General features: G+C 72.4%; 22 protein-coding genes and 1 pseudogene. 10 read left to right on the top strand and 13 right to left on the bottom strand.

Annotated elements, in window-relative coordinates:
- Positions 1 to 50 precede the first annotated feature (50 nt).
- Positions 51 to 1088, bottom strand: a complete 1038-nt coding sequence (locus tag ACFWUY_RS19465; protein ID WP_384109449.1) for an ABC transporter substrate-binding protein — start codon at positions 1086 to 1088, stop codon at positions 51 to 53.
- A gap of 226 nt (positions 1089 to 1314) precedes the next feature.
- Here ACFWUY_RS19465 and ACFWUY_RS19460 point away from each other — a divergent pair, with 226 nt between their 5' ends.
- Positions 1315 to 2502 carry a hypothetical protein gene (locus tag ACFWUY_RS19460; RefSeq protein ID WP_384109443.1) on the top strand — a complete coding sequence of 396 codons (1188 nt, stop codon included), beginning with the start codon at positions 1315 to 1317 and terminating at the stop codon, positions 2500 to 2502.
- 48 nt (positions 2503 to 2550) lie between these two features.
- On the top strand, positions 2551 to 2679 hold the full coding sequence (locus ACFWUY_RS19455) for a hypothetical protein (RefSeq protein WP_384109436.1): 129 nt from the start codon (positions 2551 to 2553) through the stop codon (positions 2677 to 2679).
- Positions 2680 to 2773: 94 nt separating this feature from the next.
- Here the strand turns inward: ACFWUY_RS19455 and ACFWUY_RS19450 are convergent, their stop codons facing one another.
- From ACFWUY_RS19450 to ACFWUY_RS19440, 3 genes are read right to left on the bottom strand one after another with little or no spacing between them, the layout of a single operon-like run.
- Positions 2774 to 3718 carry a 3-oxoacyl-ACP reductase gene (locus ACFWUY_RS19450; RefSeq protein WP_384109429.1) on the bottom strand — a complete coding sequence of 315 codons (945 nt, stop codon included), beginning with the start codon at positions 3716 to 3718 and terminating at the stop codon, positions 2774 to 2776.
- Between the two features lie 9 nt (positions 3719 to 3727).
- The gene (locus tag ACFWUY_RS19445; protein ID WP_384109426.1) at positions 3728 to 4804 is read right to left on the bottom strand and encodes a Zn-dependent alcohol dehydrogenase; all 1077 of its coding nucleotides are present in this window, start codon (positions 4802 to 4804) and stop codon (positions 3728 to 3730) included.
- Positions 4805 to 4837: 33 nt separating this feature from the next.
- Positions 4838 to 5692, bottom strand: coding sequence for a MaoC/PaaZ C-terminal domain-containing protein (locus ACFWUY_RS19440; RefSeq protein WP_384109666.1), 855 nt, complete (start codon positions 5690 to 5692; stop codon positions 4838 to 4840).
- A gap of 322 nt (positions 5693 to 6014) precedes the next feature.
- Here ACFWUY_RS19440 and ACFWUY_RS19435 point away from each other — a divergent pair.
- Positions 6015 to 6413 (top strand): annotated as a pseudogene (locus ACFWUY_RS19435) (response regulator); the annotation flags it as partial.
- An 89-nt stretch (positions 6414 to 6502) separates the two neighbouring features.
- On the opposite strand, the gene ACFWUY_RS19430 reads toward ACFWUY_RS19435, so the two are convergent.
- From ACFWUY_RS19430 to ACFWUY_RS19415, 4 genes are read right to left on the bottom strand one after another with little or no spacing between them, the layout of a single operon-like run.
- Positions 6503 to 7795: a phosphatidylserine/phosphatidylglycerophosphate/cardiolipin synthase family protein gene (locus tag ACFWUY_RS19430; RefSeq protein WP_384109423.1), complete on the bottom strand. Its 1293-nt coding sequence runs from the start codon at positions 7793 to 7795 to the stop codon at positions 6503 to 6505.
- Positions 7792 to 9276: an MFS transporter gene (locus tag ACFWUY_RS19425; RefSeq protein ID WP_384109420.1), complete on the bottom strand. Its 1485-nt coding sequence runs from the start codon at positions 9274 to 9276 to the stop codon at positions 7792 to 7794. The genes ACFWUY_RS19430 and ACFWUY_RS19425 overlap by 4 nt, the downstream gene beginning before the upstream one ends.
- A 40-nt stretch (positions 9277 to 9316) precedes the next feature.
- The gene (locus tag ACFWUY_RS19420; RefSeq protein WP_384109417.1) at positions 9317 to 10507 is read right to left on the bottom strand and encodes a lipid-transfer protein; all 1191 of its coding nucleotides are present in this window, start codon (positions 10505 to 10507) and stop codon (positions 9317 to 9319) included.
- An 11-nt stretch (positions 10508 to 10518) separates the two neighbouring features.
- Positions 10519 to 12681 (bottom strand): acyl-CoA dehydrogenase, encoded by a 2163-nt coding sequence (locus tag ACFWUY_RS19415; protein ID WP_384109414.1) that lies wholly within the window; start codon positions 12679 to 12681, stop codon positions 10519 to 10521.
- 110 nt (positions 12682 to 12791) lie between these two features.
- On the opposite strand from ACFWUY_RS19415, the gene ACFWUY_RS19410 reads away from it, so the two are divergent.
- The 3 genes from ACFWUY_RS19410 to ACFWUY_RS19400 all read left to right on the top strand — a co-directional run bounded on the left by ACFWUY_RS19410 (position 12792) and on the right by ACFWUY_RS19400 (position 14663).
- Positions 12792 to 13511 carry a hypothetical protein gene (locus ACFWUY_RS19410; RefSeq protein WP_384109411.1) on the top strand — a complete coding sequence of 240 codons (720 nt, stop codon included), beginning with the start codon at positions 12792 to 12794 and terminating at the stop codon, positions 13509 to 13511.
- Between the two features lie 93 nt (positions 13512 to 13604).
- Entirely contained in the window at positions 13605 to 14186 is a 582-nt protein-coding gene (locus ACFWUY_RS19405; RefSeq protein ID WP_384109408.1) for a hypothetical protein, read from the top strand.
- 72 nt (positions 14187 to 14258) lie between these two features.
- Positions 14259 to 14663: a DUF4259 domain-containing protein gene (locus tag ACFWUY_RS19400; protein WP_384109401.1), complete on the top strand. Its 405-nt coding sequence runs from the start codon at positions 14259 to 14261 to the stop codon at positions 14661 to 14663.
- A 56-nt stretch (positions 14664 to 14719) separates the two neighbouring features.
- Here ACFWUY_RS19400 and ACFWUY_RS19395 read toward each other — a convergent pair whose 3' ends face one another.
- From ACFWUY_RS19395 to ACFWUY_RS19380, 4 genes are all read right to left on the bottom strand, one after another.
- On the bottom strand, positions 14720 to 16939 hold the full coding sequence (locus tag ACFWUY_RS19395; protein ID WP_384109393.1) for a LamG-like jellyroll fold domain-containing protein: 2220 nt from the start codon (positions 16937 to 16939) through the stop codon (positions 14720 to 14722).
- Between the two features lie 81 nt (positions 16940 to 17020).
- Entirely contained in the window at positions 17021 to 17437 is a 417-nt protein-coding gene (locus ACFWUY_RS19390) for a hypothetical protein (RefSeq protein ID WP_384109388.1), read from the bottom strand.
- Positions 17438 to 17457: 20 nt separating this feature from the next.
- Positions 17458 to 17658: a DUF397 domain-containing protein gene (locus ACFWUY_RS19385; RefSeq protein ID WP_384109382.1), complete on the bottom strand. Its 201-nt coding sequence runs from the start codon at positions 17656 to 17658 to the stop codon at positions 17458 to 17460.
- Positions 17627 to 18466, bottom strand: a complete 840-nt coding sequence (locus ACFWUY_RS19380; RefSeq protein ID WP_384109378.1) for a Scr1 family TA system antitoxin-like transcriptional regulator — start codon at positions 18464 to 18466, stop codon at positions 17627 to 17629. Before ACFWUY_RS19380 ends, ACFWUY_RS19385 begins: the two co-directional genes overlap by 32 nt.
- A gap of 84 nt (positions 18467 to 18550) precedes the next feature.
- Here ACFWUY_RS19380 and ACFWUY_RS19375 point away from each other — a divergent pair, with 84 nt between their 5' ends.
- On the top strand, positions 18551 to 18958 hold the full coding sequence (locus ACFWUY_RS19375; RefSeq protein ID WP_384109375.1) for an ATP-binding protein: 408 nt from the start codon (positions 18551 to 18553) through the stop codon (positions 18956 to 18958).
- 57 nt (positions 18959 to 19015) lie between these two features.
- Positions 19016 to 19645: a class I SAM-dependent methyltransferase gene (locus ACFWUY_RS19370; RefSeq protein ID WP_384109372.1), complete on the top strand. Its 630-nt coding sequence runs from the start codon at positions 19016 to 19018 to the stop codon at positions 19643 to 19645.
- A 9-nt stretch (positions 19646 to 19654) separates the two neighbouring features.
- Here the strand turns inward: ACFWUY_RS19370 and ACFWUY_RS19365 are convergent, their stop codons facing one another.
- Complete coding sequence (locus tag ACFWUY_RS19365; protein WP_384109365.1) at positions 19655 to 21535, bottom strand: hypothetical protein; 1881 nt, start codon at positions 21533 to 21535, stop codon at positions 19655 to 19657.
- Between the two features lie 338 nt (positions 21536 to 21873).
- Here ACFWUY_RS19365 and ACFWUY_RS19360 point away from each other — a divergent pair, with 338 nt between their 5' ends.
- Both ACFWUY_RS19360 and ACFWUY_RS19355 read left to right on the top strand, forming a co-directional pair.
- Positions 21874 to 22773 (top strand): N-acetylmuramoyl-L-alanine amidase, encoded by a 900-nt coding sequence (locus ACFWUY_RS19360; RefSeq protein ID WP_384109362.1) that lies wholly within the window; start codon positions 21874 to 21876, stop codon positions 22771 to 22773.
- Positions 22774 to 22874: 101 nt separating this feature from the next.
- A complete protein-coding gene (locus ACFWUY_RS19355; RefSeq protein WP_384109358.1) occupies positions 22875 to 23744 on the top strand; it encodes a DUF5336 domain-containing protein in 870 nt (289 codons plus the stop codon).
- Positions 23745 to 23758 lie beyond the last annotated feature (14 nt).

Here is a 23758-nt window from a genome sequence, read left to right as displayed (position 1 = left end):
AGGCCGGTACGGGGGCGCCGCAGCGCCTCCGCACCGGCCTCCGGTCGTCTCTACTTCTTGACGAGGTCCGCGCGCAGGTCGTCGAGGACGCTGTTCGCCGCCGTCACGCCGAGGCCCAGGTACCAGGTCTCGTCCGGGACGTCCTTCGCCCGGCCCGACTTGACCGCCTTGAGGTTCTTCCAGAGCGGGTTGGCCTGGGCGGCGTCCTTCTTGGTGGCCTTGGCGTCGCCGTACACGCCGGTGAAGATCCAGTCGGCGTCGGCCTCGTCGATCTTCTCGGGGCTGATCTCGGCGGCGAGGTCGTCGATCTGCTGGTTCTTGGGCCGCGGCAGGCCGGTGTCCTCCAGGATGGTGCCGATGAAGGACGCCTTGGCGTAGAGGCGGATCTTGCCGGGGAGGTAGCGGACCATCGAGATGGTCGGCTTGTTCGGGCCGATGTCCGTGCCGAGCTGCTTCGCCTTGGTCTCGTACGCGGCGAGCTTCTCCTTCGCCTCGGCGGTCTTGTCGAGCGCGGCGGCGTTGAGGAGGTAGTTCTCCTTCCAGGTGAAGCCCGGACGGATGGAGAACACGGTCGGCGCGATCTTCGACAGCTCGTCGTACTTGTCGGCGGCGCGGAGCTGGCTGCCGAGGATCAGGTCGGGCTGGAGGTTGGCGATGGCCTCCAGGTTGAGGTTGTTGATGGTGCCGACGGACTTCGGGGCGCCGGCGTCCTTCTTGAGGTAGCCGGGGATGCCGTCGTCGCCCTCGGAGGGGGCGTAGCCGACGGGCTGGACGCCCAGGGAGACGACGTTGTCGAGCTCGCCGACGTCGAGGACGACGACCCGCTTGGGGGCGGACTTCAGTTCGGTCTTCCCCAGTGCGTGCGTCAGGGTGCGGGGGAACTGACCCGCCTTCGCGTCGGTGCCCATGGCCGCGGTCTTGGCCGCCGCGTCGCCGAAGTCCTTGCCGCCGGTGGCGACGTCCTTCTTCTTGGTCGTGTCGTCCTTCGCGGAGGCGTCGGAGCCTCCGTCCCCTCCTCCGCAGGCCGCGAGCGAGAGCGAGGCGGCGAGGGCGACGACGGCGGCGGTGCCGCGGCGGCGGAGGGACATGAGAAGGCTCCTGTACGGGTCCTGGCGGGAGACGGGCACGACCTGACGGAGTCACAGACTCCGTTTAGGTTCGCCTTACCTTACTCACCACCGGCAACTCCAGCACAACCGCCCCCCACCCCTCAGCCGAATCGCCGCGGGGCCACCCTTATGTGTGAAGTGACCCTGCTCGTGTTGTTCGGCTGGAAGTGCGAAAACTAGCTTCGTTGCCGGAGGTGACGAGTCGATGACAGCGTGTGCCATCGAGACGGCGGCCGAGGACGACGACCGCGAGGGAAGCCGGGAGGGGGAGCGCCCCGCGGGCGCGGCCTGGCCGACGGGGTTCACGATCACGGCGAACGGCGCGTACGCGGCCAGGCTCGCGGGCGCCGGGGACGCCCTGTACGTGGAGCGGTGGACCCTCGACGGCCCGGAGCCGTACGCCGTGCCGCTCCCCCTCGACCAGCCGGAGGACCCGAGCGCCCAGCTGCTGCCCCTCGCGGACGGCCGGGTCCTCGTCGCCCGCCGCGTGGACGGGCGGCGGAACACGTTCTCACTGCTCTACCCGACGGGCCCGGCCACCGGCGAGCTCCGGCTCGGCTCGGTGGAGGCCCCGGGCTCCGAGCACCTGGTGCTGCTCCCGCCCTCGCCGGACGGCATCTGCGCGTACGCGATGTGCGTCGGCCCCGACACGACCACGCTGTGGCTGGTCGCGGGCGGGGCCTTCGGCCCCGAGCAGGTGGCGGAGGTCGGGGGCCGCTGCACGGGCGGGGTGTGGCTGGACCGTACGGGCCGGATGCTCGCGCTCGACCGGCGGCTCGGCGACGGTCCCGTGAAGGCGGTCGCCGTCGACCTGGAGCGGGGCGGGGAGGTGACGCCGCTGCTCCAGATCACCGAGGAGAGCGACGACCGGCTGCTCCTCGCGGATCCGGACAGCGGGCTGCTCCTGATCCGTTCCGACGCGCCGTCGCCGGGGCACGACCGGCTCGGCTGGGGCGTCCTCGGGAGTCTGCTGCCGGTGCGGTTCCCGGAGTGCCTGCGGCTCGACGACGCGGCGGTGACGCCGTTCGCCGTGCAGCCGGGGCAGGTGCTGATGCCGGAGAGCTGCGCGGTGGCGCTGCGGATCGACGCGGCGGGCGGGAGCTGGGTGGGGACCTGGCAGCCGGCGGCCCGGCGGATGGGCCAGATGGCCGCCCCCGCGGGCTGGCTGGCCGGGGCGGGCCTGTGGACGGCCGGAGGCGTACTGCGGCTGCCGTACGTGACGGCCGGGGCGCCGTGCGGGCTCGCGGACCTGGAGGCGCCGCCGGAACCGGAGCCCGAGCCGGAGCCCGAGCCGGAGCCGGCCCCTGCGGTGGCGGCCGTCGAGGAGCCCCGGGTGTGCCGTCCGGTGCCGCTTCAGCAGGCACCCCTCACCGACCGGAAACCCGCTGGCTAGAATCTTGGGCTGCACAGCAAGAACGATGTCAACGGGGTGAGTTCGACCATGTCGGAAAACAGCACGCACGGGCAGGAGCGGAACGGCTCCGGCAAGCACCGGGGTGAGGCCTCGCCGGTGGAGGACTCCGCGTCCTCCCCGCACGGCCGCCACCGCCGCGAGCCCGACGCGCAGTGACGGGGTACACCGGCTGAGGCGAAGGGCCCCGGGGTCTCCCCCGGGGCCCTTCGTCTTCCCCACCGCTGACCGTCCGCCTTCGACGGCCGGTCCCTCAGCCCTTCTTCAGCCCCAGCACCTCCGTCGCCGCGAAGGTCTCGCCCGCCGGGCGGGCGGCGTAGTGCGGGGTGAGCAGGCCGTCCAGTTCCTCGTACGTGAACGCCTCCTTGGCCGTGTCGAACGTGGCCGACACCCGTGGCCGGTCCACGACCGCCACCATCCCGCCGTGCACGACGAGCAGCTGACCGTTGACCCCGGACGCGGCCGGGGAGGCGAGATAGCCGACGAGCGGCGCCACGTGCTCGGGCGCCAGCGGGTCGAGCTCCCCCTCGGCCGTCGGCTCGGCGAAGCCCGCGAACACGTCCTCCGTCATCCGCGTCCTGGCCCTCGGGCAGATCGCGTTGGTCGTCACCCCGTACCGGGCGAGCGCGAGCGCCGTCGAGGTGGTCAGGCCCACGATGCCGCCCTTGGCCGCCGCGTAGTTGGGCTGACCGGCCGAGCCGGCGAGGAAGGCCTCGGAGGAGGTGTTGACGATCCGGCCGTAGACGCCGGTCTCCCCGGCCTTGGCGCGGCTCCGCCAGTGCACGGCGGCGAAGTGGGTGGTGTTGAAGTGACCCTTGAGGTGGACCCGTACGACCGAGTCCCACTCGTCCTCGGTCATCGAGAAGACCATCCGGTCACGCAGGATGCCCGCGTTGTTGACCAGGACGTCCAGTTTCCCGAACTCGGCGACGGCCAGGTCGACCAGGGCCCGCGCGGTCTCGAAGTCGGAGACGTCGCCGAGGTGCGCGACCGCCCGGCCGCCCGCCGCGCGGATCTCCGCCGCGACCTCCTCGGCGGGCGCGGCGGAGGCCGCGCCGGAGCCGTCGCGGCCGGGCTGCCCGTAGTCGTTGACGACGACGGCGGCACCGAGCCGGGCCAGTTCGAGGGCCTCGGCACGGCCGAGACCGCGCCCGGCGCCGGTGACGATCGCGCTCAGCCCATCGAGCGGAAGAGTCATGGTTCCCTCTCAGATCTCGATGCAGGTGCGGAGCGCCACGCCCGTGCGCATCTGCTCCAGGGCCTCGTTGATGCCCGCGAGCGGCACCCGGTGGGTGATGAGCGACTCCAGGTCGATGCGGCCCGCCCGCCAGAGCGCGATGGCCCTCTCGTACGAGCGGAGCACGTCCCCGCCGCCGTACATGGAGGGCAGGATCCGCTTCTCGTCGAAGAACAGCTCGAACATGCTGAGCTGGAGGTGGTCGTCGAGGGCGCCCGCGCCGACGACGCAGAGGGTGCCGCCGCGCCGGGTCGTCTCGTACGCGGTGCGGGCCGTGGCGGACTTGCCGACGACCTCGAAGACGTAGTCGAAGCCCTCCCCGCCGGTGACGCGCTGCTTCGCGTCGGCGAGCGCGTCCGGGGCGACCGCCTCGGTGGCGCCGAAGCGCAGCGCGGCCTCGCGGCGCGACGCGACGGGGTCGACGGCGACGATCTGGGCGGCGCCCTGGAGCCTGGCGCCCTGGATCGCGGAGATCCCGACGCCTCCGCAGCCGATGACGGCGACCGACGAACCGGCCTCCACCTTGGCGGTGTTGATGGCGGCGCCGAGGCCGGTGGTGACGCCGCAGCCGATGAGGGCGGCGATCTCGAAGGGCACGTCGTCGGGGATCGGGACGGCGCAGCCGGCGTCGACGACGACCTCCTCGGTGAAGGTGCCGGTGCCGGCGAAGCCGAAGACGTCACCGCCGGGGCGCTTGAAGTTGGGCGTGCCGGCGTTCATGAAGCCGGCCAGGCACAGCTGGGTCTGGCCGCGCCTGCAGGCGGGACAGCTGCCGCAGGCGGGCAGCCAGCAGAGCAGCACCCGCCGGCCCTGGTCGAGGCCCGTGACGCCGTCGCCGACGTCGAGGATCTCGCCCGCGCCCTCGTGGCCGGGGACGAAGGGGGCGGGCTGCGGGAGGACGCCGCTCATCGCGGAGACGTCGGAGTGGCAGAGACCGGTGGCCCTGACCCGGATCCGCACCTTGCCGGGGCCGAAGCCCACCGCCTCGACGTCGTCGACGACTTCGAGTTTGTCCTGGCCGATCTCGTGCAGTACGGCTGCGCGCATGGTGCGGCTCCCTCCGGGACGGATCTGACGGATCTACGAGTGTTCGACGAGGGTGTCGGCGAGCACGGGGGCGTCGTCGCGCTCCACGGCCGTCGCCGTCACCTGGACGCGGCCTTCCCCGGCCCACATCCGGATGCGCAGGGTCTCGCCGGGGAAGACGACGCCGGCGAAGCGGGTGCGGTACGAGGTGACCCGGGTGACGTCCCCGCCGAGGACCGTGTCCACCACCGCCTTGAGGGTCATGCCGTACGAGCAGAGGCCGTGTAGGATCGGCCGGTCGAAGCCGGCGAGCTCGGCGAACTCGGGGTCGGCGTGGAGCGGGTTCCAGTCCCCGGAGAGCCGGTAGAGCAGCGCCTGCTCCTCGCGGATCGGGCGTTCGGCCGTGACGTCGGGCGCGCGGTCGGGGAGGGCGAGGCGCTCGGACGGGCCGCGGTCGCCGCCCCAGCCGCCCTCGCCGCGTACGAAGATCTGGGCGTCGCTGGTCCAGAGCGGGCCCTCCTCGTCGGCGGCCTCGGAGCGCAGGACGAGGACGGCGGCCTTGCCCTTGTCGTACACGGCGGCGACGCGGGAGGTGGAGACGGCGCGGCCGGCGACGGGTACGGGGCGGTGGAGGGTGATCGACTGCCCGCCGTGCAGGACGGCGGCGAGGTCGATGTCGACGCCGGGGGCGGAGAGCCCGCCGACGACCCCCATGCCGGCGCCGGCGACGGTGGCGAAGCTGGGCAGGACGTGGAGCCGTGATTCGAGGGTGTAGCGGAGCTCGTCGGGGTCGGTGGCGGGGATGCCCGCGCCCAGTCCCAGGTGGTAGAGCTGGACGTCCTTGTGGTCCCAGGAGATCCCGGCGCTGCGGGGTTCGGCGGCGACGGCCTTCGCGGGGTCGATGGGCATCGGCTGCTGCTCCTCGTGGCTCCTGGTGGCGTGGAAGACCTCGGCACGGCCGTCCGCACCGTCGGCCGCACCGAGGCCGTGCGGGGACCGTCCCGTACGCGGCCGTTCTAGAACGCGTTCTAGGTCGGTGGTCCCCATGTATAGCCGAGCCGATCGCGGTTGGGAACCCTCCTGACGGTATGTCAGGTCCGGTGTCGGCGCGTCTGCGCGCGCGGGTCGCGCCCCCGGGCGGCACGCTTGTCCCAGGACCGTCCTCAGGGCGGTCCGGGTCGCCGCGGAGCCCCGTGGCGACCCCGGCCCACACGACGGGGAGCCCCGCGCGATGATCAGGATCCTGCTCGCCGAGAACCGGGCGACGACACCGGGCGCGCTGGCGCTGCTGCTCGGGATGGAGCACGACTTCGAGGTCGTCGCCCGGATCGGGCGGGGCGACGAGGTGGTGGACGCGGCGCTCGTCGGGCGGCCCGACGTGGCGCTGCTCGACGCCGAGCTGCCGGGGCGGTCGGGGTTCGACGCCGCCGGGGACCTGCGGGACGAGGTGCCGGACTGCCGGGTGCTGCTCCTGGCGACCTCCGGCCGGCCGGGCTACCTGCGGCGGGCGAGGGAGGCGGGGGCGGCCGGGCTGCTGGTCAAGGACGGGCCCGTGGAGGAGCTGACCGAGGCGGTCCGGCGGGTGCTGCGCGGGGAGACGGTGATCGACCCGGTGCTCGCGGCGGCGTCCGGCGCGGACGAGGACTGACGGGCGCGGAGAAGGACTGACGGGAGCGGCCCGCGACCGCATGGAACGGTGCGGTGCGGGCCGTACCGGCGCTACAGGTCGCGTTCCGCGAGGGAGGCCGCGCGCTGGGCCTCGAAGTTCGTCGCGTACTGGTCGAAGACGGCCGTGTCCTCGTACTTGAGCAGCGTCTCGTCGTTGACCGTGAGCGCCATCCCCGTGTACGTGTGACTGCCGGTGAAGACGATCTTCTTGTCGGTCCCGCCGAGGTACGTGCCCTCGACCAGCAGGTACTTGGTGTGGGTGTCGGAGCCGCCCCTGCCGTCGTTGTCGAGCTTGTGCAGGATGACGCGGCCCTTCCCCGAGGTCGGCCTCGTCAGCCAGGAGGACACCTCGGACTGGGGCTTGCCGGTCGCCGCGTCCCAGTTCTCCAGCGAGCGGTACACGATCTCGACGTGGCAGCCCTTCTCCGCGAGCTCCCACAGCTGCCGGGCCACCTCGGTGCGGGTGATGTGGCCCTGCGCGATGCGGATCTTCGTACGGCCGTCGGCGGTGCCGAAGCCCGGGGAGTTGCCGCCGCACGGGTTCGCGGTGCCGGCCGGGGCCACCGTCTTCAGGATGTTCACGACCACGTCGGTGCCGGAGCGGGGGAAGAAGTAGACCTTGGCCTTGCCGGCCTGGGTGTCGTGGGCGTAGTCGGCGACCTGCGGCCTCTCTCCGACGGCCGCCGCCGCCTGGTCGTCGAAGTACCGGGTGTACGCGGCGAACAGCTCCGTGTTGCCCACCACCGTCAGGGCGTCGTTCCACCAGGCGTCGGTGTCCTGCCCGGTGAGGTTGCCGGAGGACTGCACCACCACGTCGTCGACGGGGGTGTCGCCCTTGCCCTTGGTACGGGAGAACAGGAAGAACTTGTTGTGGTTGACGTTGGCGTACCAGCCGTCGGGGTCCGCGGCCGTGGTGCCCGGGTCCAGGGCGAGGCAGGCCTCCGACGCCTTGCAGGTACGCACCCAGGACGGCGCGCCGCCGGGCTTCGCCAGCTCGGTCGCGAGATAGGTGGCCGCCCCTGAGGTGCTGTCGGCGTCGAGGACCACCTGGACGGAGACGCCCCGCCGGTGGGCGGCGACCAGCCGGTCGGCCATGTACTGGGAGTGGAACAGGTACAGGGAGATCCGGATGGACGACCCTGCCTCGGCTCCGTCGACGAGGCCCGTCAGGTGGAAGAGGATGCGTCCCGTCGCGGCCTTGTCGGTGCTCGACGGGTCGTTGAACAGCGCGCCGGTGGTCACGGCCACGACCGGTTCCGCCGACGCGGAGGGCGCGACCGTCAGGGCGGCGCCGACGGCGAGCGCGGTGGCGGCCGTTCTGAACTTGCTCTTGATCGATATCACCCGGGCATTGTCGCCTCATGCCGCGCGGCGGGCTTCGGGAGCCAGAGCAGCATCAGCGCGGCCGCCGCCACGAGGACCCCGGTCGAGACGCGGAAGGCCGCCGCGTATCCCGGGACCAGGTACGACGGGTCCGGTGCGCCGAAGGTGACGATCGCGGGCGTGGCCGCCGCGGCGACCGTCGTGAGGACGGCGAGGCCGATCGCGCCGCCCATCGTGCGGGAGGTGTTGACGAGGCCGGAGACCAGGCCCGCGTCACCCGGCGAGGCGCTGGAGGTGGCCAGGGTCGCGAGGGGGGTGGTCGCGAGGCCGATGCCGGCCATCATGAGGACGCCGGGGCCCAGGATCGTGCCGAGGAAGGTGCCGTCGGCGGTGAGCGTCGACTGCCAGGCGAAGCCCGCGGCGGCGATCAGCGCGCCGATGACGGCGAGGTTCCTGGCGCCGACCGCCGGCATCAGGTGGGGCGCGAGCTTGGAACCGAGGAGCACGCTCAGGGAGCTGGGGACGAGCGCCAGACCGGCCTGGAGCGGGGTGTAGCCCAGGACGTTCTGCGCGTACACCGTCATGAAGAACCACATGCCGAAGGAGCTGCAACCGCACAGCAGGATCGCCGCGTTGGCCGCCGACACGGCCCGGTTCCGGAAGATGCCGAGCGGCACCAGGGGTTCCCGGGTGCGGGACTCGACGAGGACGAAGACGGCGAGGAGGGCGAGGCCTCCCAGCAGCGGCACCAGGGTGACGGGGGTGGTCCAGCCCGTCACCTCGGTCTGCACGATGCCGTACGCGAGGGTGGCGAGGCCCGCGGTGACGAGGACGGCGCCCGGGAGGTCGAGGCGGCGGCCCGCGGCGGTGCGGCTCTCGCGCAGCCACAGGGCCCCGGCGGCGAGGACGAGGATGCCGACGGGGACGTTGATGAGGAGGACCCAGCGCCAGGAGAGCAGGTCGACGAGGAGGCCGCCGACGAAGCCGCCCGCCGCGCCGCCGGCCGCGCCGACCGCCGTCCAGGTGCCGATGGCCCGGGTGCGGGCGGCGCCCGCCGGCACGGCGGCCGTGACCAGGGTGAGGGTGGCCGGCGCCAGGAGGGCGGCGCCGAGGCCCTGCGCGGCACGGGCGCCGATCAGGTACTGCCCCTCGGGGGCGAGGCCGCCGACGACGGAGGCCGCGGTGAAGAGGCCGAGGCCGAGCAGGAACATCGCCTTGCGCCCGTAGAGGTCGGCGGCCCGCCCGCCGAGCAGCATGAAGCCGGCGAAGGCGATCGAGTAGGCGTTGAGCACCCATTGGAGTCCGAGCGTGGAGAGTCCGAGGTCGGCCTTCATCGACGGCAGGGCCACGTTCATGACGGAGACGTCGAGGACGACGAGGAACTGCCCCGCGCAGGCGGCGAGGACGACCAGCCAGGGCCGGGGCGGGGCCGGTATGGACGGGAGGGGGGCGGAGGCCGTGGCGGCCTTGCTCAGGGGGTCGTTCTGCGGCATGAATGTCATGGTCGCAGACGGCCTCCACCCCGTACATACGCCAAGAGTCCTACGGCTTCCGCAGCAGTGTCACCACCGCCGCCCCGCCCAGGCCGATGTTGTGCGCGAGCCCGACCCGCGCCCCTCTCACCTGTCGTGCCCCCGCCTCGCCCCGCAGCTGCCAGACGAGTTCGGCGGTCTGCGCGAGGCCCGTCGCGCCCAGGGGGTGGCCCTTGGAGATGAGGCCGCCCGACGGGTTCACGATCCAGCGCCCGCCGTACGTGGTGGCGCCGGACTCGACGAGTTTGCCGGAGGCTCCCTCCTCGCACATGCCGAGCGCCTCGTACGTGAGGAGCTCGTTGACGGAGAAGCAGTCGTGGAGTTCGACGACGTCGACGTCCTCGATGCCGAGCCCGGAGCGCTCGTACGCCTGCCGGGCGGCGGCCCGGGACATGGGGCGGCCGACGGCGTCGATGCAGGAGCCGGACGCGAAGGACTCCTCGGTGTCGGTGGTCATCGCCTGGCCGGCGATCTCCACGGCCCGCCCCCGCAGCCCGTGTTCCTCGACGAACCGTTCGGAGACGACGAGGGCCGCCGCCGCGCCGTCGGAGGTGGGCGAGCACTGGAGCTTGGTGAGCGGCCGGTGGACGGTCTTCGCGGCGAGGACCTCGTCGACCGTGTACACGTCCTGGAACTGGGCGTACGGGTTGTTGGCCGAGTGCTGGTGGTTCTTGGCGCCGACGGCCGCGAGCTGCACCTCGGTCGTGCCGTACCGCTCCATGTGCTCGCGGGCCGCGTTGCCGAAGATCTGGGCGGTGGGCGGGGCGGCCGCGAAGCCGTGGGCGGCGGCCATGATGCCGTAGTGCCGGGCGACGGGAGACGTCGAGAAGTCGCCCGCGCCCGACCCACCCCCCAGCGATCCCCTGCTCATCTTCTCGAAGCCGACGGCGAGGACGCAGTCGGCGATCCCGCCCTCGACGAACTGGCGGGCGACCATGAGGGCGGTGGCGCCGGTCGCGCAGTTGTTGTTGAGGTTGTGCACCGGGATGCCGGAGAGCCCGAGTTCGTAGACGGCGCGCTGTCCCGCGGTGGAGGCCTGGAAGCAGTAGCCGACGGTGGCCTGCTCCACGCGCGCGTAGGGGACGCCCGCGTCGGTGAGGGCGGCGGTGCCGGCCTCGCGGACCATGTCCCAGTACTGCCAGTCCCGGGTCTCCGGCTTCTCGAACTTCGTCATTCCGACACCGACGACGTACGCCTTCATCACGTGCCCTCTCAGTCCCTGGGGAGGCCGAGCAGCCGCTCGGCGACGACGTTGAGCTGTACCTGCGTGGTGCCGCCCGCGATGGTGAGGCAGCGGGACATGAGCAGTCCGTGGACGGCCCGTTCGCCGGGGCCCTCGCGCACGGCGCCCGCGGGGCCGAGGAGTTCGAGGGTGAGTTCGGCGACCTTCTGCTGGTGGAGGGTCTGGACGAGCTTGCGGACGCTGGCGCCCGCGCCCGGTTCGAGCCCGGACACCTGGAGCAGGGTGGTGCGCAGGCCGACGCACGCGAGCGCGTGCGCCTCGGCGAGGAGGCCCCCGATCCGTACGCGTACGGAGTCGTCGGCGCCGTCCGCACGCTCGATGAGGGCTTCGAGGCCGCTGTCGAAGGCGACCTGGTCGGCCATGTGGACGCGTTCGTTGCCGAGGGTGTGGCGGGCGACCCGCCAGCCGTCGTTCACCTCGCCGACGACGGCGTCGGCCGGGAGGATCGCGTCGTCGAACCAGACCTCGTTGAAGAGGGAGTCCCCGGTGATCTCCTTGAGCGGCCGCACGTCGATCCCGGGGGTGTTCCGCATGTCGACGAGGAAGTAGGTGAGGCCCTGGTGCTTGGGGGCGGCGGGGTCGGTCCTGGCGAGCAGGATGCCGTGGTGGGCCCACTGGGCGGCGCTCGTCCACACCTTCTGGCCGTTGATCCGCCAGCGCCCGTCCTCGGTGCGTTCGGCGCGGGTGCGGAGGGAGGCGAGGTCGGAGCCGGCACCGGGTTCGGAGAAGAGCTGGCACCAGAGGCGTTCGCCGCGCAGGGTCGGGCCGAGGTGTTCGGCCTGCTGGGCGGGGGTGCCGTGGGCGAGGAGCGAGGGCACGACCCAGGTGGCGATCCCGAGCCCGGGAAGGACGATCCCTGCCTCGTCCAGCTCGCGCTGGACGGCGAGCTGCTGGAGGGGTCCGGCGCCGAGTCCGTACGGCTCCGGGAGGTGCGGGGCCGCGTACCCGGTGGGGGCGAGGGCACGGCGGGCGGCGGCGGGGGCGAGCCCGACGGCGGGGGCGAGGGCCTCGCGGGCCTGTCTGCGGTACGGGTCGGCCTCGGGCGGCAGGTCGAGGCGGAGGCCGCGCCGGACCCCGGCGGAGGCGTGGTGGAGGGCGGCGAGGCGGTGGCGGTCGCCGGTACCGAGGAGCTGGCGGGCGACGAGGGCGCGCCGGAGCAGCAGATGGGCGTCGTGTTCCCAGGTGAAGCCGGTGCCGCCGAGGATCTGGACGCAGTCCTTGGCGCAGGTGTACGCGGCGTCGAGGGCGGTGGCGGCGGCGAGCGCGGCGGTGAGGGACCGGGCCTCGGTGCGGGTGGCGCGGGCGGCGTCCCAGGTGAGGGCGCGGGCCTGTTCGAGCCGGACGAGCATGTCGGCGCAGAGGTGCTTGACCCCTTGGAACTGCCCGATGGGCCGCCCGAACTGCTCACGGGTACGGGCGTGTTCGGCGGCGGTCTCGACGGCACGGGCGGCGGTGCCGCAGGCGTCGGCGGCGAGGAGGACGGCGGCGAGGTCGTGGACGAGGGCGGGGTCGAGGGCGAGGACGCGGTCGGCGGGCACGGGGAGGGCGCGGGCGGTGACCTCGGCGGTGGGCCGGGTGGGGTCGGCGCTCGTGTGGGGCCGTACGGCGAGACCGGTGGCGTCCACGGCGAGCCGGACGGAGCCGTCGGGGGTGGCGGCCCGCAGGATCAGGAGATCGGCCTGGGCGCCGCCGAGGACGGGGGGTGCGGTGCCGTCGAGGAGGTACCCGTCGCCGGTGGGGACGGCGGTGAGGGTCCCGGTGCCGCCGAGGGCGACGGCGCCGATCCGCTCCCCGCGCGCGAGTGCTCCGGCCAACTCCCCTCGCCCTGCCCGGTGCAGTATCTCGGCGCCGAGGACGGAGGGCAGGTACGGGCCCGGCAGCAGGGCCCGCGCGGCCTCCTCCACGACGACGGCCAGGTCTCCCAGGTCACCGCCGCCTCCCCCGTACTCCTCGGGAAGGTGGGCCCCCAGGAGTCCTTGCCCGGCGACGGTGTCCCAGTACCCGGGCCGGCCGGTGGCGGGCTCGGGGGCGTCGAGCTCCTTGCGGACGTCCTCCGGGGGGACGGCGCGGGCGAGCAGGCCGCGGACGGACCGGGCGAGCTCCCGCTGTTCGTGCGTGATGGCGATGCCCATGCCGGGCAGACTAGAACACGTTCCATTCTGACGGAAGGTCAGATGAGGATCGGAGTGCGGCCGGGCCCGACGGTTGACCTCGACCGTGGCCGAGCTTTCAGCATGGAGACATGACCGCAGAGAGCGACGGAACCCTTCTCTTCCGCAACACCATGCGCATCACCGAAGGCCACCTGGAGGGCTTCCGCGAGGCCATCGCGAAAGCCGTGGACTTCGCGGAGCCGCACGGCCCACAACTGATGGTGCAGACGTTCCTCGACGAGGAGCGGATGCTCGCCCACAGCTTCCAGCTCTACCGGGACTCCGACGCGGTCCGCCTGCACTGGAAGCTCGCGGACCCGTACATCCAGGAAGTGATGGAGCACTGCCGGGTGGAGCACATCGCCCACGGCGACTGGCGGCAGTGGCCCGAGCACCGGGCGGCGGCGGTGGAGGAGTTCCTGCACGCCTGGTGGGCCCACACCCTCACCGATCCGGATCCCGCCGTCCCCGTCCACAAGCTGCTCGCCCTGTGCGAGAAGGCGTCCGGCGCGCTCGGTCCGTGGCTCGCGGCCTGGGAGGCGCTCGACGACGACGCGGCCGACCGGCACCTGGCCGAGGCCGCCGACCACTGGGCGTACGGCCTCCTGCGCGACGAACTCCCCTGGGACCCCTGGAGCGACGACGCGGAGGCCACGTGCGCGGAGCTCACCGCCTGGCTGGTCCGCCACGCCCCCGCGCGGCTCCGGCCCGAGGACGGTCACGAGGAACTGCTCCACGAGATACGGCTCATGGGGCTGACCGGCCCGGCCCGCTGGGAGGACCCGCACTGGCCCGCGCACCTCCGCTGAACCGGCCGCACCGGACCCCACCACTTTCCCGAACCCCCGGGCCTCCCCTGTGGCAGCATCGTCGCGGGGACCGAGCCGTACGCGGGGGGGCACATGGGCGCGAGCTGGACGGCACTGCTGATCGCCGTGGTCGGCGTGGCGGGAACACTGGGAGCGGCGCTCCTGACACAGGTCCGCGCGGACCGCACCAAACGCATGGAGCTCCAGGCCGCCGCCGACCAGCGGCGCGAGGAACGCGGGCACGCCGAGGAGCTGCTCCGGGCGGAGCAGGTCAGGCAAGGGCAGCGCGAGAGCCTGGAGCGCCGGCGCGCCTGCTACATCACGCTGAACACCGCCTCGCGGCAGTACCTGACGGAGATGGTCAACCACCTCCACGCGCTTCGGCGCGGTGACGGCGTCGCCACGTCCCTGGAGAACCTGGAGACGGCCAGGCTGGCCTACCGGGACAGCTACGCGGAGTCCCAGATGATCGTCCCGGACGTGGTGTCGCGCTCTACCAGCGCGGCCAAGAAACGCTTGAACGAGGCCTACGGAAAGCTCAGGAAGTATGCGGAGGAGCCCTCCTTGTACGCGGCCGAACTGGAGGCGATGGAGGACGGTCTCCACCAGGAGGTCTGGCCCTACGTGGGAGCGATGAAGAAGGCCATGCGCGCGGATCTGGGCGTCGAGGACTGAGCGGCGGGTCCGTTGTCAGTGCCGCCTGTCACGATCTCCGTGGACCTGGACGACGGAGAGAGTGAGCACGCCATGGGTACGTGGGACATCGGGCCGTTCGACAACGACACCGCCGCCGACTTCTCCTACCGGGTGGACGAGGCACCGGCGGAGAAGAAGGCGGACGTGCTCCTCACCGCGTTCCGCGAGGTGACGGGGACGGGTGACGACTACCTGGACTCGGACGTGGCCGTGGAGGCGATCGCGTCGGCGGCCCTGGTCGCGGCGCAGTGCCCGGGCGGCGAGCCGGTCACCACCGCGTACGGGCCGGACGAGCCGCTGCCCGTGCTCCCGCCGGAACTCCGCCCGGTGGCCGTCGCGGCCCTGGACCGGGTCCTCACCGAGCCGTCCGAACTCCTCGAACTATGGGAGGAGTCGGACGGCGACGAGTGGAAGGCCGGCGTACGGAGGCTGCGGGCCGTCCTCGCGGGAAGCTGACCCGTCAGGTCAGGCCGTCAGGTCAGGCCGTCAGGTCAGGCCGTCAGGTCAGGCCGTCAGACTGCCGGTGTCTTGAAGTGGCAGTTGGCTGAGACGGGCGTGTTGTTGGTGGTCTGGTCGGCCGTGCGGACCCGCCAGCCGTAGCTGTGGCCGGGGGTGAGCGCGGGCACGGTGAGCGAGACGGTGCCCTGGCCCTTGACCGTCGTGTCGCTGCGCGACTCCGGCGTCCCCAGCGTCAGGATCTGCGTCGACGTGGTGTTGTCCCAGAGGGAGAACTCCGCCCAGACGTCCTTCGACGGGTCGGGGTGCCGGACCGTGGCCGTGAGCGTGGGCGTGAGGCTCGCGGCGGTGCCGAAGTCGTTCCCGAACGCCTCTTTCATCTGGTGGCAGCCCTGCGAGAGCGTCCCGACGTCACCCGTGAGCTGGACGCTCTTGCCCGTGGGGGCGGTCATGCTGCCGGAGTGGTTCGCGACCTGGTCGTCCCGCAGGGCGTAGCCGAAGGCCTCGACGCGCTGGACACGGCCCTTGAAGAACGCGTTCTGGGCACCGTTCACGAGGTCCCGGCCGACGACGAACGGCCCCTTCGCCTGCCACTGGGCGGCACTGAGGTGCGCGGCCTCGGCCTTCTTCACGCCGTTGACGTACAGGCTGATCTTCTCGGCCGCCGCGTCGAAGACGCCCGTGACCCTCGTCCACTCCCCCTTGACCGCGCCGGGGGAGACGGCCTGGTCGATGCTCCAGCCGTCGGCGTCCGCCCTGGGCATGCCGAAGCGCCAGGAGTTGTCGGTCGCGTTGTACCAGAGGATCATCCCGCTGATCCTCGAACCGTCCTGCGCCACCACGGCCGACGTACCGGCCGCGGGGTCCACCTTGGCCCAGGCGGAGACGGTGAAGCTCTGGGCGGTGTTGACCACGGGTCCGGCCGCGGTCACGGTGTCGTCGCCGTCCAGCGGCAGGGCACCCCCGTGGTCGGCGAGGTCCCAGTCGGTCCCTCCGGTACGTACGCCGGTGTGGCCGCCGGAACCTCCGACGGTCGCGTCGGCGCTGCCGTCGAGCTTCCAGGAGAGGGCCGGTCCGCCCTGGGTGTAGCCGTAGAGGGGGGTGTGGTCGGAGTAGGCCTGGGGGCCGGCCTGGCAGTTCTGCGCGATCTTCTGACACTCCGGCTGGACCGTGCGGCGGTAATCCGTCCGATCCCCGTACTCGACCGCGGAGTCGCAGCCGGTGAAGTCGCCGGTCGCGAAGAGGTAGTCGATCTTGCTCGACGTGTTCTCGTACGACAGGTAGCCCGCGTCCGCGTCGAGCTGCGCGCTCGTCCGGTTGAGCTTCGTCACCTCGTTCGCCGCGTCACCGGGGAAGTACGCACGCTGGTCGCACTCCGCCATGAGGTTGTAGAGCGGCTGGATCCTGTCCGCACGGGTGGTGTTGAAGTCACCGCCCACGACCACGGACGGGAACCTCTTCACCACGTCCACCACCTTGTCCATCTGGCCCTTGTAGTAGGCGTCGGCCTGGGCTTGCGTGATCTTGGCAGGCGTCCCGTCCGGCTTCGCCTTGGCGTCTTCGTCGAAGTTGGAGACATGCGTGGTGCACAGGTGGTTCTCCCAGCCGGCCACCTCGACGCAGAGCACGGTCCCCCTGTTCATGGACAGATTGGCGTCAAGGGGGGTGTTGAAGTCCGTCTCCGACTTCCAGGCGATCTGTCCCTTGACCGCGATGGCGACGCCCAGAGTCCCCGTCAGGCCCGGACCGCGGCACTCCGAACCCTCCTGGTCGATGAGCTCGACATTCGAACGCTCCGGCTCCGCGCTGCCGGCGTCGGGCCGCGTCACACCCGCCGAGGCCATGGTCCATCCGTCGGGAAGCAGCGCGTCGAGTTCGGCGAGATGGCTCGTCCCCTGGGTGTCGCCCGGCGTCGTACCGGCGCAGACCTCCTGGAGCATCACGGCGTTGAGGTTGCGCTGGTTGATGAGGTCGACCACGCCCTGCATCTTCTTGGCGGGTCCCTCGTAGTTCTGGACCACCGTCCCGTCCGGCTTCTTCGTCTTGGTGCCGTTCCGCCACGGGCAGTACCCCGCCGCGGAGGCGTACCCGCCACCGGCCTCACCGCACATGTTCCAGGTCGCCGCACGCACCGAATCCCGGGTGTACGCGTTCCCCGCCGCGTCACCGGCCGTCGTCGTGACGGCCGCGGCGGGCGTCGCCTGGGCCCCTATGAGCAGCGCGGCACCCAGGACGGGCGCCACGGTACGCAGCCACGTGGCCGCTCTTCTTCGCATATCGACTCACCAATGGACATACGGGTGTCCCTACCCTCCCCCGGTCCTGCCGCAGGGCAGGCCAAGACTGCCAAAGCGCGTTCAGCGCGCTCCGGCGGGCCTGCTCCTCAGAGCGAGGACGGCACTCGTGACGGTGGCGCCGACGGCGGTGACCGCGAGGACGAGCAGCCCGGGGTTGAGCCACCACGGGACGATCTCCTCGCCCGCGCACACCAGGCTGACGGGAAGTGCGCCGCTGGAGTCGGGGACGGCCTTGTACCCCGCGTTGAACCAGCACGCGTCCTCCGGGAAGAGGAACGGCAGGTACGACAGGCCGTACAGGTGCAGCGCCCCGCCCGCGACGTACGCGAGCACGGCGATCCAGGCCGCCTTCTTGGCGGGCGTACGGCGGGGCAGGGGAACCTCGGGCCGCGGGAGGTCATTGCCCCGCCGGGCCCGGACCAGGCCGACGTAGGTGATCCCCGCCCAGGCCGGCAGGCCGATGACGAGGATCATCATCCCTATGAGGGTCGCCACGGTCAGCGGCCGATGCGCCCCTCGGCGGCGGCGCTCACGAACGCCGTGAAGGCGGCGGGGGTGGCGAGGAAGGCGGGGCCTTCGGGGTTCTTGGAGTCACGGACGGCGACGTGGGCGGTGAGGTCGGCGATTTCGATGCACTCACCGCCGTTGGGGCCGCTGTAGGACGACTTACGCCACCGCAGTTCCTGGCTGGTGCCCATACCGCTCCCTCATCACACGTTCGATCAGCGCCGCCGAGACCTCCCGGGAGAGGGCCGAGGCCTGCAGCCGAGCGTAGCCGACGGACCGCTCCCTGATCGCCTGAGAATCGGCAGTCATATGGCCCGAGTCATAGCTCTCGGTGTAGAGGATGTCGGGGTCGTCCTCGAAGCGCAGCAGGGTGAACGATCCCAACAGCCCCGGGTGCTGACCGACCTCGAAGGGAAGCACCTGCACCTGGATCCACGGATGGTCCAGAAAACCCAACAGGTGCGCGAGTTGGTTCCGCATGACCTCGGCGCCGCCGATCTCCCGGTACAGCACCGCCTCGTCAAGCACGACACACAGCACCGGCGGATGCTCTCGCTCCAGGATCCGCTGACGCTCCATCCGGGCCGCCACCAGCTCCTCCAGCCGTCCCGGGTTCTCGACGCTCAGCACCGCGCGAGCGTATTCGGGTGTCTGGAGCAGGCCGTAGACCAGCTGCGACTGGTACGTCGAGATGTACGTCGCCTTCGCTTCCATCTCCGCGTACGCCTGGAACCACGTCGGCAACTGACTCTTCAGCACCAGCCCCACCAGCCGGGAGAAGACCCCGCCCGTCAGCAGCGCCGCGTCCAGCCGTTCCGAGAACTGGCGCGTCGGGACCTTCTTCGCCGTCTCTATCTGGCCCACGAGCGAGGCCGTGCAGTAGAGGATCGAACCCAACTCCGCCTGGCCGAGCTTCGCCTCCTCCCTCAAGCGGCGGAGTTCGGATCCGTAGTAGTCCAGCGGCGAGGCACTCGGATCCAGGTTGCGGATGTTGACCACGGCGAGGTCACCCCCAAGCTCACGCGGTGAGGCGTTGCGTTCAGTCCGTAGCCGAGCGTAACCAAGCAACCCCACCCTGGTGGCATGAATCAGGCAACAGACCTCTGTCCTCCGGCACTTGCGACGAGCTACCGCATGGGCTTCACCGTCGGTGAGCACTCCGCCGGTCACATGCGTCGCATCCTGCGCATGTTCCTCACCCGTTGGGATCTCGACCACCTCGCCGCCCCGGGGACCCTCGCGCTCACCGAGCTCGTCGCGAACGTCGTCCGGCACGTGCCGGGCCGGCGGTGCTCCGTCCTGATCCTGCGGGAACCGTTCGGGCTGCGGGTCGAGGTCGCGGACGCCGTCCCGGGGAACGTGATCGCGAAGCTCGCCGGTCCGCTGGAGGAGAGCGGACGGGGACTCGCGCTGGTGGAGGCGGTGACCGACCGGTGGGGGGTCGTCGAGACGGCCGAAGGGAAGACGGTGTGGTTCGAGTGCGACGGGTAGGGCGCGCGTAGGGCACGATGGGCGCCCGTACCCGCGTACCCGCCAGTAGGAGTCACCATGTCCGTGCCCGCGCCCGAGATCCTTGCCGCCTTCGAGGCCGCGAAGGGGTTCATGCCCGCCGGGGAGGGGCTCGCGCTGTACGAGGCGGCCGCGGAGGCCGCGAAGCTCGGACTGCCGCTGCTTGAGGTCGGGACGTACTGCGGGCGCTCGACGATCCTGCTCGCGGACGTGGCCCGGCAGGCGGGGACGGTCGCGGTGACCGTCGACCACCACCGGGGCAGCGAGGAGCAGCAGCCGGGGTGGGAGTACCACGACGAGTCCGTGGTCGACCCCGAGGTGGGGGTCATGGACACCCTGCCCACCTTCCGCCGGACCCTGCGCAAGGCGGGCCTCGAGGAGCACGTGATCGCCGTGGTCGGGCGGTCGCCGCAGGTGGCGAAGGTGTGGGGCGGGCAGCTCGGGTTCGTGTTCATCGACGGCGGGCACACCGACGAGCACGCCACGAACGACTACGAGGGCTGGGCCCCCAAGGTCGCCCCCGGGGGCCTGCTCGTCATCCACGACGTGTTCCCGGACCCGGCGGACGGCGGCCAGGCCCCGTACCGGATCTATCTCCGGGCGCTGGAGTCGGGTGACTTCGAGGAGATCTCGGTCACCGACTCGCTGCGGGTCCTGCGCCGCCGCTGATCAGCCGGGTCAGTACAGCGAGGTCACGTACAGGCAGTTGGTGTAGCTGTAGCCCGGTTCGATCTTCGTCTTGCTCGACTTCGTGTCACCGGCCGAGGAGATGCCCGCGGCCCGCTTCTGGAGGAAGTGGTAGTTGCCGGCGGGCAGGAGGAGGGTCGCCTTGGGGTACTTGGAGGCCGGGCCCGTGCAGGCCTTGATCTTCGGCGAGTTGATGAGGAGCGGGGTCTTGTACTTGGTGCAGGTCCCGCACGCCTTCAAGGTGACCTTGCCGGTCGTCGGGCCCGTGTAGAGCAGCTCGACCTCGCCGGGGCCGTCGTTGCTCACCACCATCACCATCCGCGTCCCGCCGGGCGCGTCGGCCGGGGGCAGCTTCTTCCCGGCCTCGGGGTCCTCCTCGGCGATCTCGGCGGCGATGGCGATGGAGCGGGCGTGCGCGGCCTGCGGGCTGCCCGGGTACGCCTTGGCGTAGTCGGTCATGGCCGTGGCCGCGGAGCTGAACTCCTTGTCCCTGAAGTGGTCGGTCCCGCAGGCGAAGTCGCCCTTCTGCACCCCGGCGGCGGCCTCCTTCGACACGGCTTCGAAGGACGGGTCCTTCATGTTGTCGAGGGACGAGCGGAGCGCGCGCAGTTCGGTGGTGGCCTCGCAGGGCTCGGCGCCGCCGAGGGCGGTCGTCCGGGCCTTGACGGCCGCTCGCACCGCCGGCTCGACGCGGGTGGCGTGGGTCGACTTCGGGAAGGTGTCGAGGAGCTCGTTGAGGCTCTCGCTGGCGGGCGGCTCGGCCGTCTGCACGCCCAGCGCGGCCGTCCCGCACTCGTACAGCGACTCGGCGAGCGGCTCGTCGGTCTTGGCGGGACGGGAGCCCAGGAGTTCCTTGTCCACGGTGCCGGGCAGTCCCCGCAGGTGCTTGAGCGAGGGGACGGCCTCGCAGTACTTCTTGTCCGTGTACGGGGCGGAGACCGTCTCGTAGTACGTGTCGAGCCGCTCGGGTACGAGCTTCCCGGCGCGCGAGCCGGCGTGCTTCGTACCGAGGTCCTGGTAGGTGGCGAGCGCCTGGCGCCAGGTCGGCTCGGCCTTGGCGAACGGCAGTCCGTCGGCGGACTTCACGAGCGCGTCGGCGGCGGCGAGCCGTTCGAGCAGGGCCTGCTCCTTCGCCTCGTCGCGGGCCGCCCCGTACGCGAGCGAACCGCCCGCGGGCACGGCGAGCAGCACGAGGGCGAGCGGCAGCGCGAGGCGGCGGAAGGCGGCGCCGATCCGGAGGGTCGCGCGCAGTCCGCGCCTGGCGCCGTCGGCGGCGACGGCGAGCAGGAAGACGCCGTAACCGATGAGGAGCCCCGGGGGCACGCCGTCGACGTCGGCGGGGAGTGCGATCACGAGCAGCGCGGCGGTGGCGATCCAGCAGAGGGCGGCGCCGATCCAGTTGCGCAGGAGGACGTAACCGAGGCCCAGGCAGGAGAGGTTGAGCAGGCCGATCATGGCGGCCTGGGCCGGGTTCGCGTCACCGGGCGGCTGCGGCGCGGGCGGCTGCCCGCCGTACCCGGGGGGCGGACCGTAGCCGGGGGGCGGGCCGTAACCCGGCGGCGGGCCGTAGCCGGGCGGGGTGCCGTAGCCGGGCGGGGTGCCGGGCGGCGGCACGGCTCCGGCTCCGGACCAGTCGGGCGCGGGGCCGTAGCCGGGCGTGCCGCCCGGGGCGGCAGCCGCGACGGGCGGGGCCGCCGCCTGGCTCGGCGGGGTGGCGGCCGCGGGGGGCACCGCGCCCGGCGGCGGGCCGAAGGCGAGCGTGGGCGGTCCGGCGACCGGCGCGGCGGGGACGGCAGGTGCCGCCGGAGCCGGAGCCGGAGCTGACGCCGGAACCGGAGGGGCCGCCGGGGTGGCAGGTGCGGCCGGAGTCACCGGTGCAGCCGGAGGAGCCGGAGGAGCCGGTGGCGCGGGCGGCGCGGTCCAGGGCGCCTCGGAGGCGCCGGAAGCGTCGCCCGGCGGCCTGCCGTTCGGTTCCGGGCGCGCGTCGTCCGGTTCGGGACGTCTGTCGTTCGGTTCAGGGCGTGCGTCGTTCGGTTCTTCCCCCACCACGGTTCCCCCTCGTGGGTCCATGCGCGGTGGCACCCACCGTCGCCTCTTCCCACCTACCCTTCACGGTCCCCGCACACGCGTCCACCGTTCCGTCAAGCCGGTGACCAACCTGCGACGTACCCCTACGGCGTTTCGCCTCGCGCAGGGCCTAAAGTCGCTGGGTGCCGTACGACCACCGGAACACCGCCCGCCGTGCCCTCGCCCTCGTCCTCGCCGCCACGGGCTGCTGCGCCGTGCTCGCCGGGTGCGGGGCCTCCGAGGCCTCCCCGCCGACCGGGAAGTCCGGGCAGAGCCCCCAGTCCCCGGCGACCGGGCACGCGGCCGCGACCCAGTCGCGGCCCCCGCTCGCCTCGACTCCCCCGCCCGCGTCCCCTTCGCGGCCGACCCGCTCCCTCGCCGGACGGACCGTCGTGATCGACCCCGGCCACAATCCGGGCAATTTCCGCCATTCAACGGAAATCAACCAGAAGGTGAACATCGGGACCAACCGCAAGGAGTGCGACACCACCGGCACCTCCACGAACGCGGGATACACCGAGGCCTCGTTCACCCTCGACGTTTCCCACCGGCTGCGCGACCTCCTCGCCGCGCAGGGCGCCACCGTGGTCCTCACCCACGACGCCGACCGCCCCTGGGGCCCGTGCATCGACGAGCGCGCCCGGATCGGCAACGAGGCCCGCGCCGACGCCGTCGTCTCCGTCCACGCGGACGGTTCCGCCGTCGGCCACCGGGGGTTCCATGTGATCCTGCCCGCACAGGTGCGCGAGGGCTCCGCCGACACCACGAAGATCGTCGGCCCCTCCCGCGTCCTCGGCGAGCGGATCGCCGACCGGTTCGCCCGCGCCACCGGAACGGAACCCTCCAACTACCTCGGCTCCGGTACGGGGTTGGACGTCCGCGACGATCTCGGCGGACTCAATCTCTCAACCGTCCCCAAGGTCTTCGTCGAATGCGGCAATATGCGTGATCCGAAGGATGCCGAGCTGCTCGCATCGGCGGCGTGGCGCCAGAAAGCGGCACGCGGCATCGCCGACGGCATCGAGACCTACCTCAAGGGGTAGAACCGGCGGGCGATAGATTCGCTCCGTACGATGGGGCCGCCCCCGTGCCACGAACCCTGAGCGCCACCCCCGACGACCGACGACCGACGAAGGACTCTTACGTGAATATCCGCTCCCTCACCCGAGGCGATGGCGTGCTGATCGGTGCAGCGGTGGTGCTGTTCATCGCCTCGTTCCTCGGCTATGCCGGCTGTGACGGCCCGGAGGAGTTCTGCAAGCAGTTCGACAGCCCGAACTCCTGGGAGGTGTCGCCGCTCGGCTGGGGTGCCTTCTTCCTCGGCATCGCCGGCGTCGCCCTCGTCGTCGCCTCCCGCGCCCTGCCGCAGCAGCGCAAGGTGGCCGGTCTGGAGCTGGGCCAGGTCGGCACGGCGTTCACCATCGCGTCCGCGTGGACCCTGCTCATGTGGGTCTTCGAGGCGACCAGCGCGGGCGCGGGCCTCATCCTCGGTCTGATCGCCGCCCTGGTCGCGGCCGGTGCCGCCGTGGCCGGTCCGATGGTCCCCGCCCTCAAGGCCCCGCTCGTCGGCGCCCCCAAGCCGCAGACGCCCCAGCCGTACGGCATGCAGCCCGGCCAGCCGGGCCAGCCGGGCGTCGCCGGCGGCTACGGCTACCCGGGTGCGCAGCAGCAGCCGTACGGCGGGCCGCAGGACCCCTCGCAGGGTGCGGGCCAGCCGTTCGGCGCGCAGGCCGCCGCCCCGCAGCCGCACGCCCCGCACCAGCCGGAGCCGCAGGCACAGGCCCAGGCCCAGGCCCCGCAGGCGCAGCCGGCCTCGGACTTCGCGCCGTTCTGGTTCGCCGTCCCGGTCGCCCGCCAGCTGTACGCGGAGGACGGCTCCCAGGCGCCGATCGCCGAGCTGGCCCCCGGCACCTGGTACCTGGCGGTCGAGCAGCGCGGTGCCGCCCTGGTGGCGCAGACGCAGGACGGCCGCCGCGGCGTCCTCCAGGACACGACGGGCATCCAGCGCGGCTGATCCCGCCGTACGCG

Origin of the sequence: Streptomyces sp. NPDC058664, from assembly GCF_042716635.1 — a bacterium.
In the GTDB taxonomy this organism is placed as follows: Bacteria; Actinomycetota; Actinomycetes; order Streptomycetales; family Streptomycetaceae; genus Streptomyces.
This window is presented reverse-complemented; position numbering and strand designations above follow the sequence as displayed.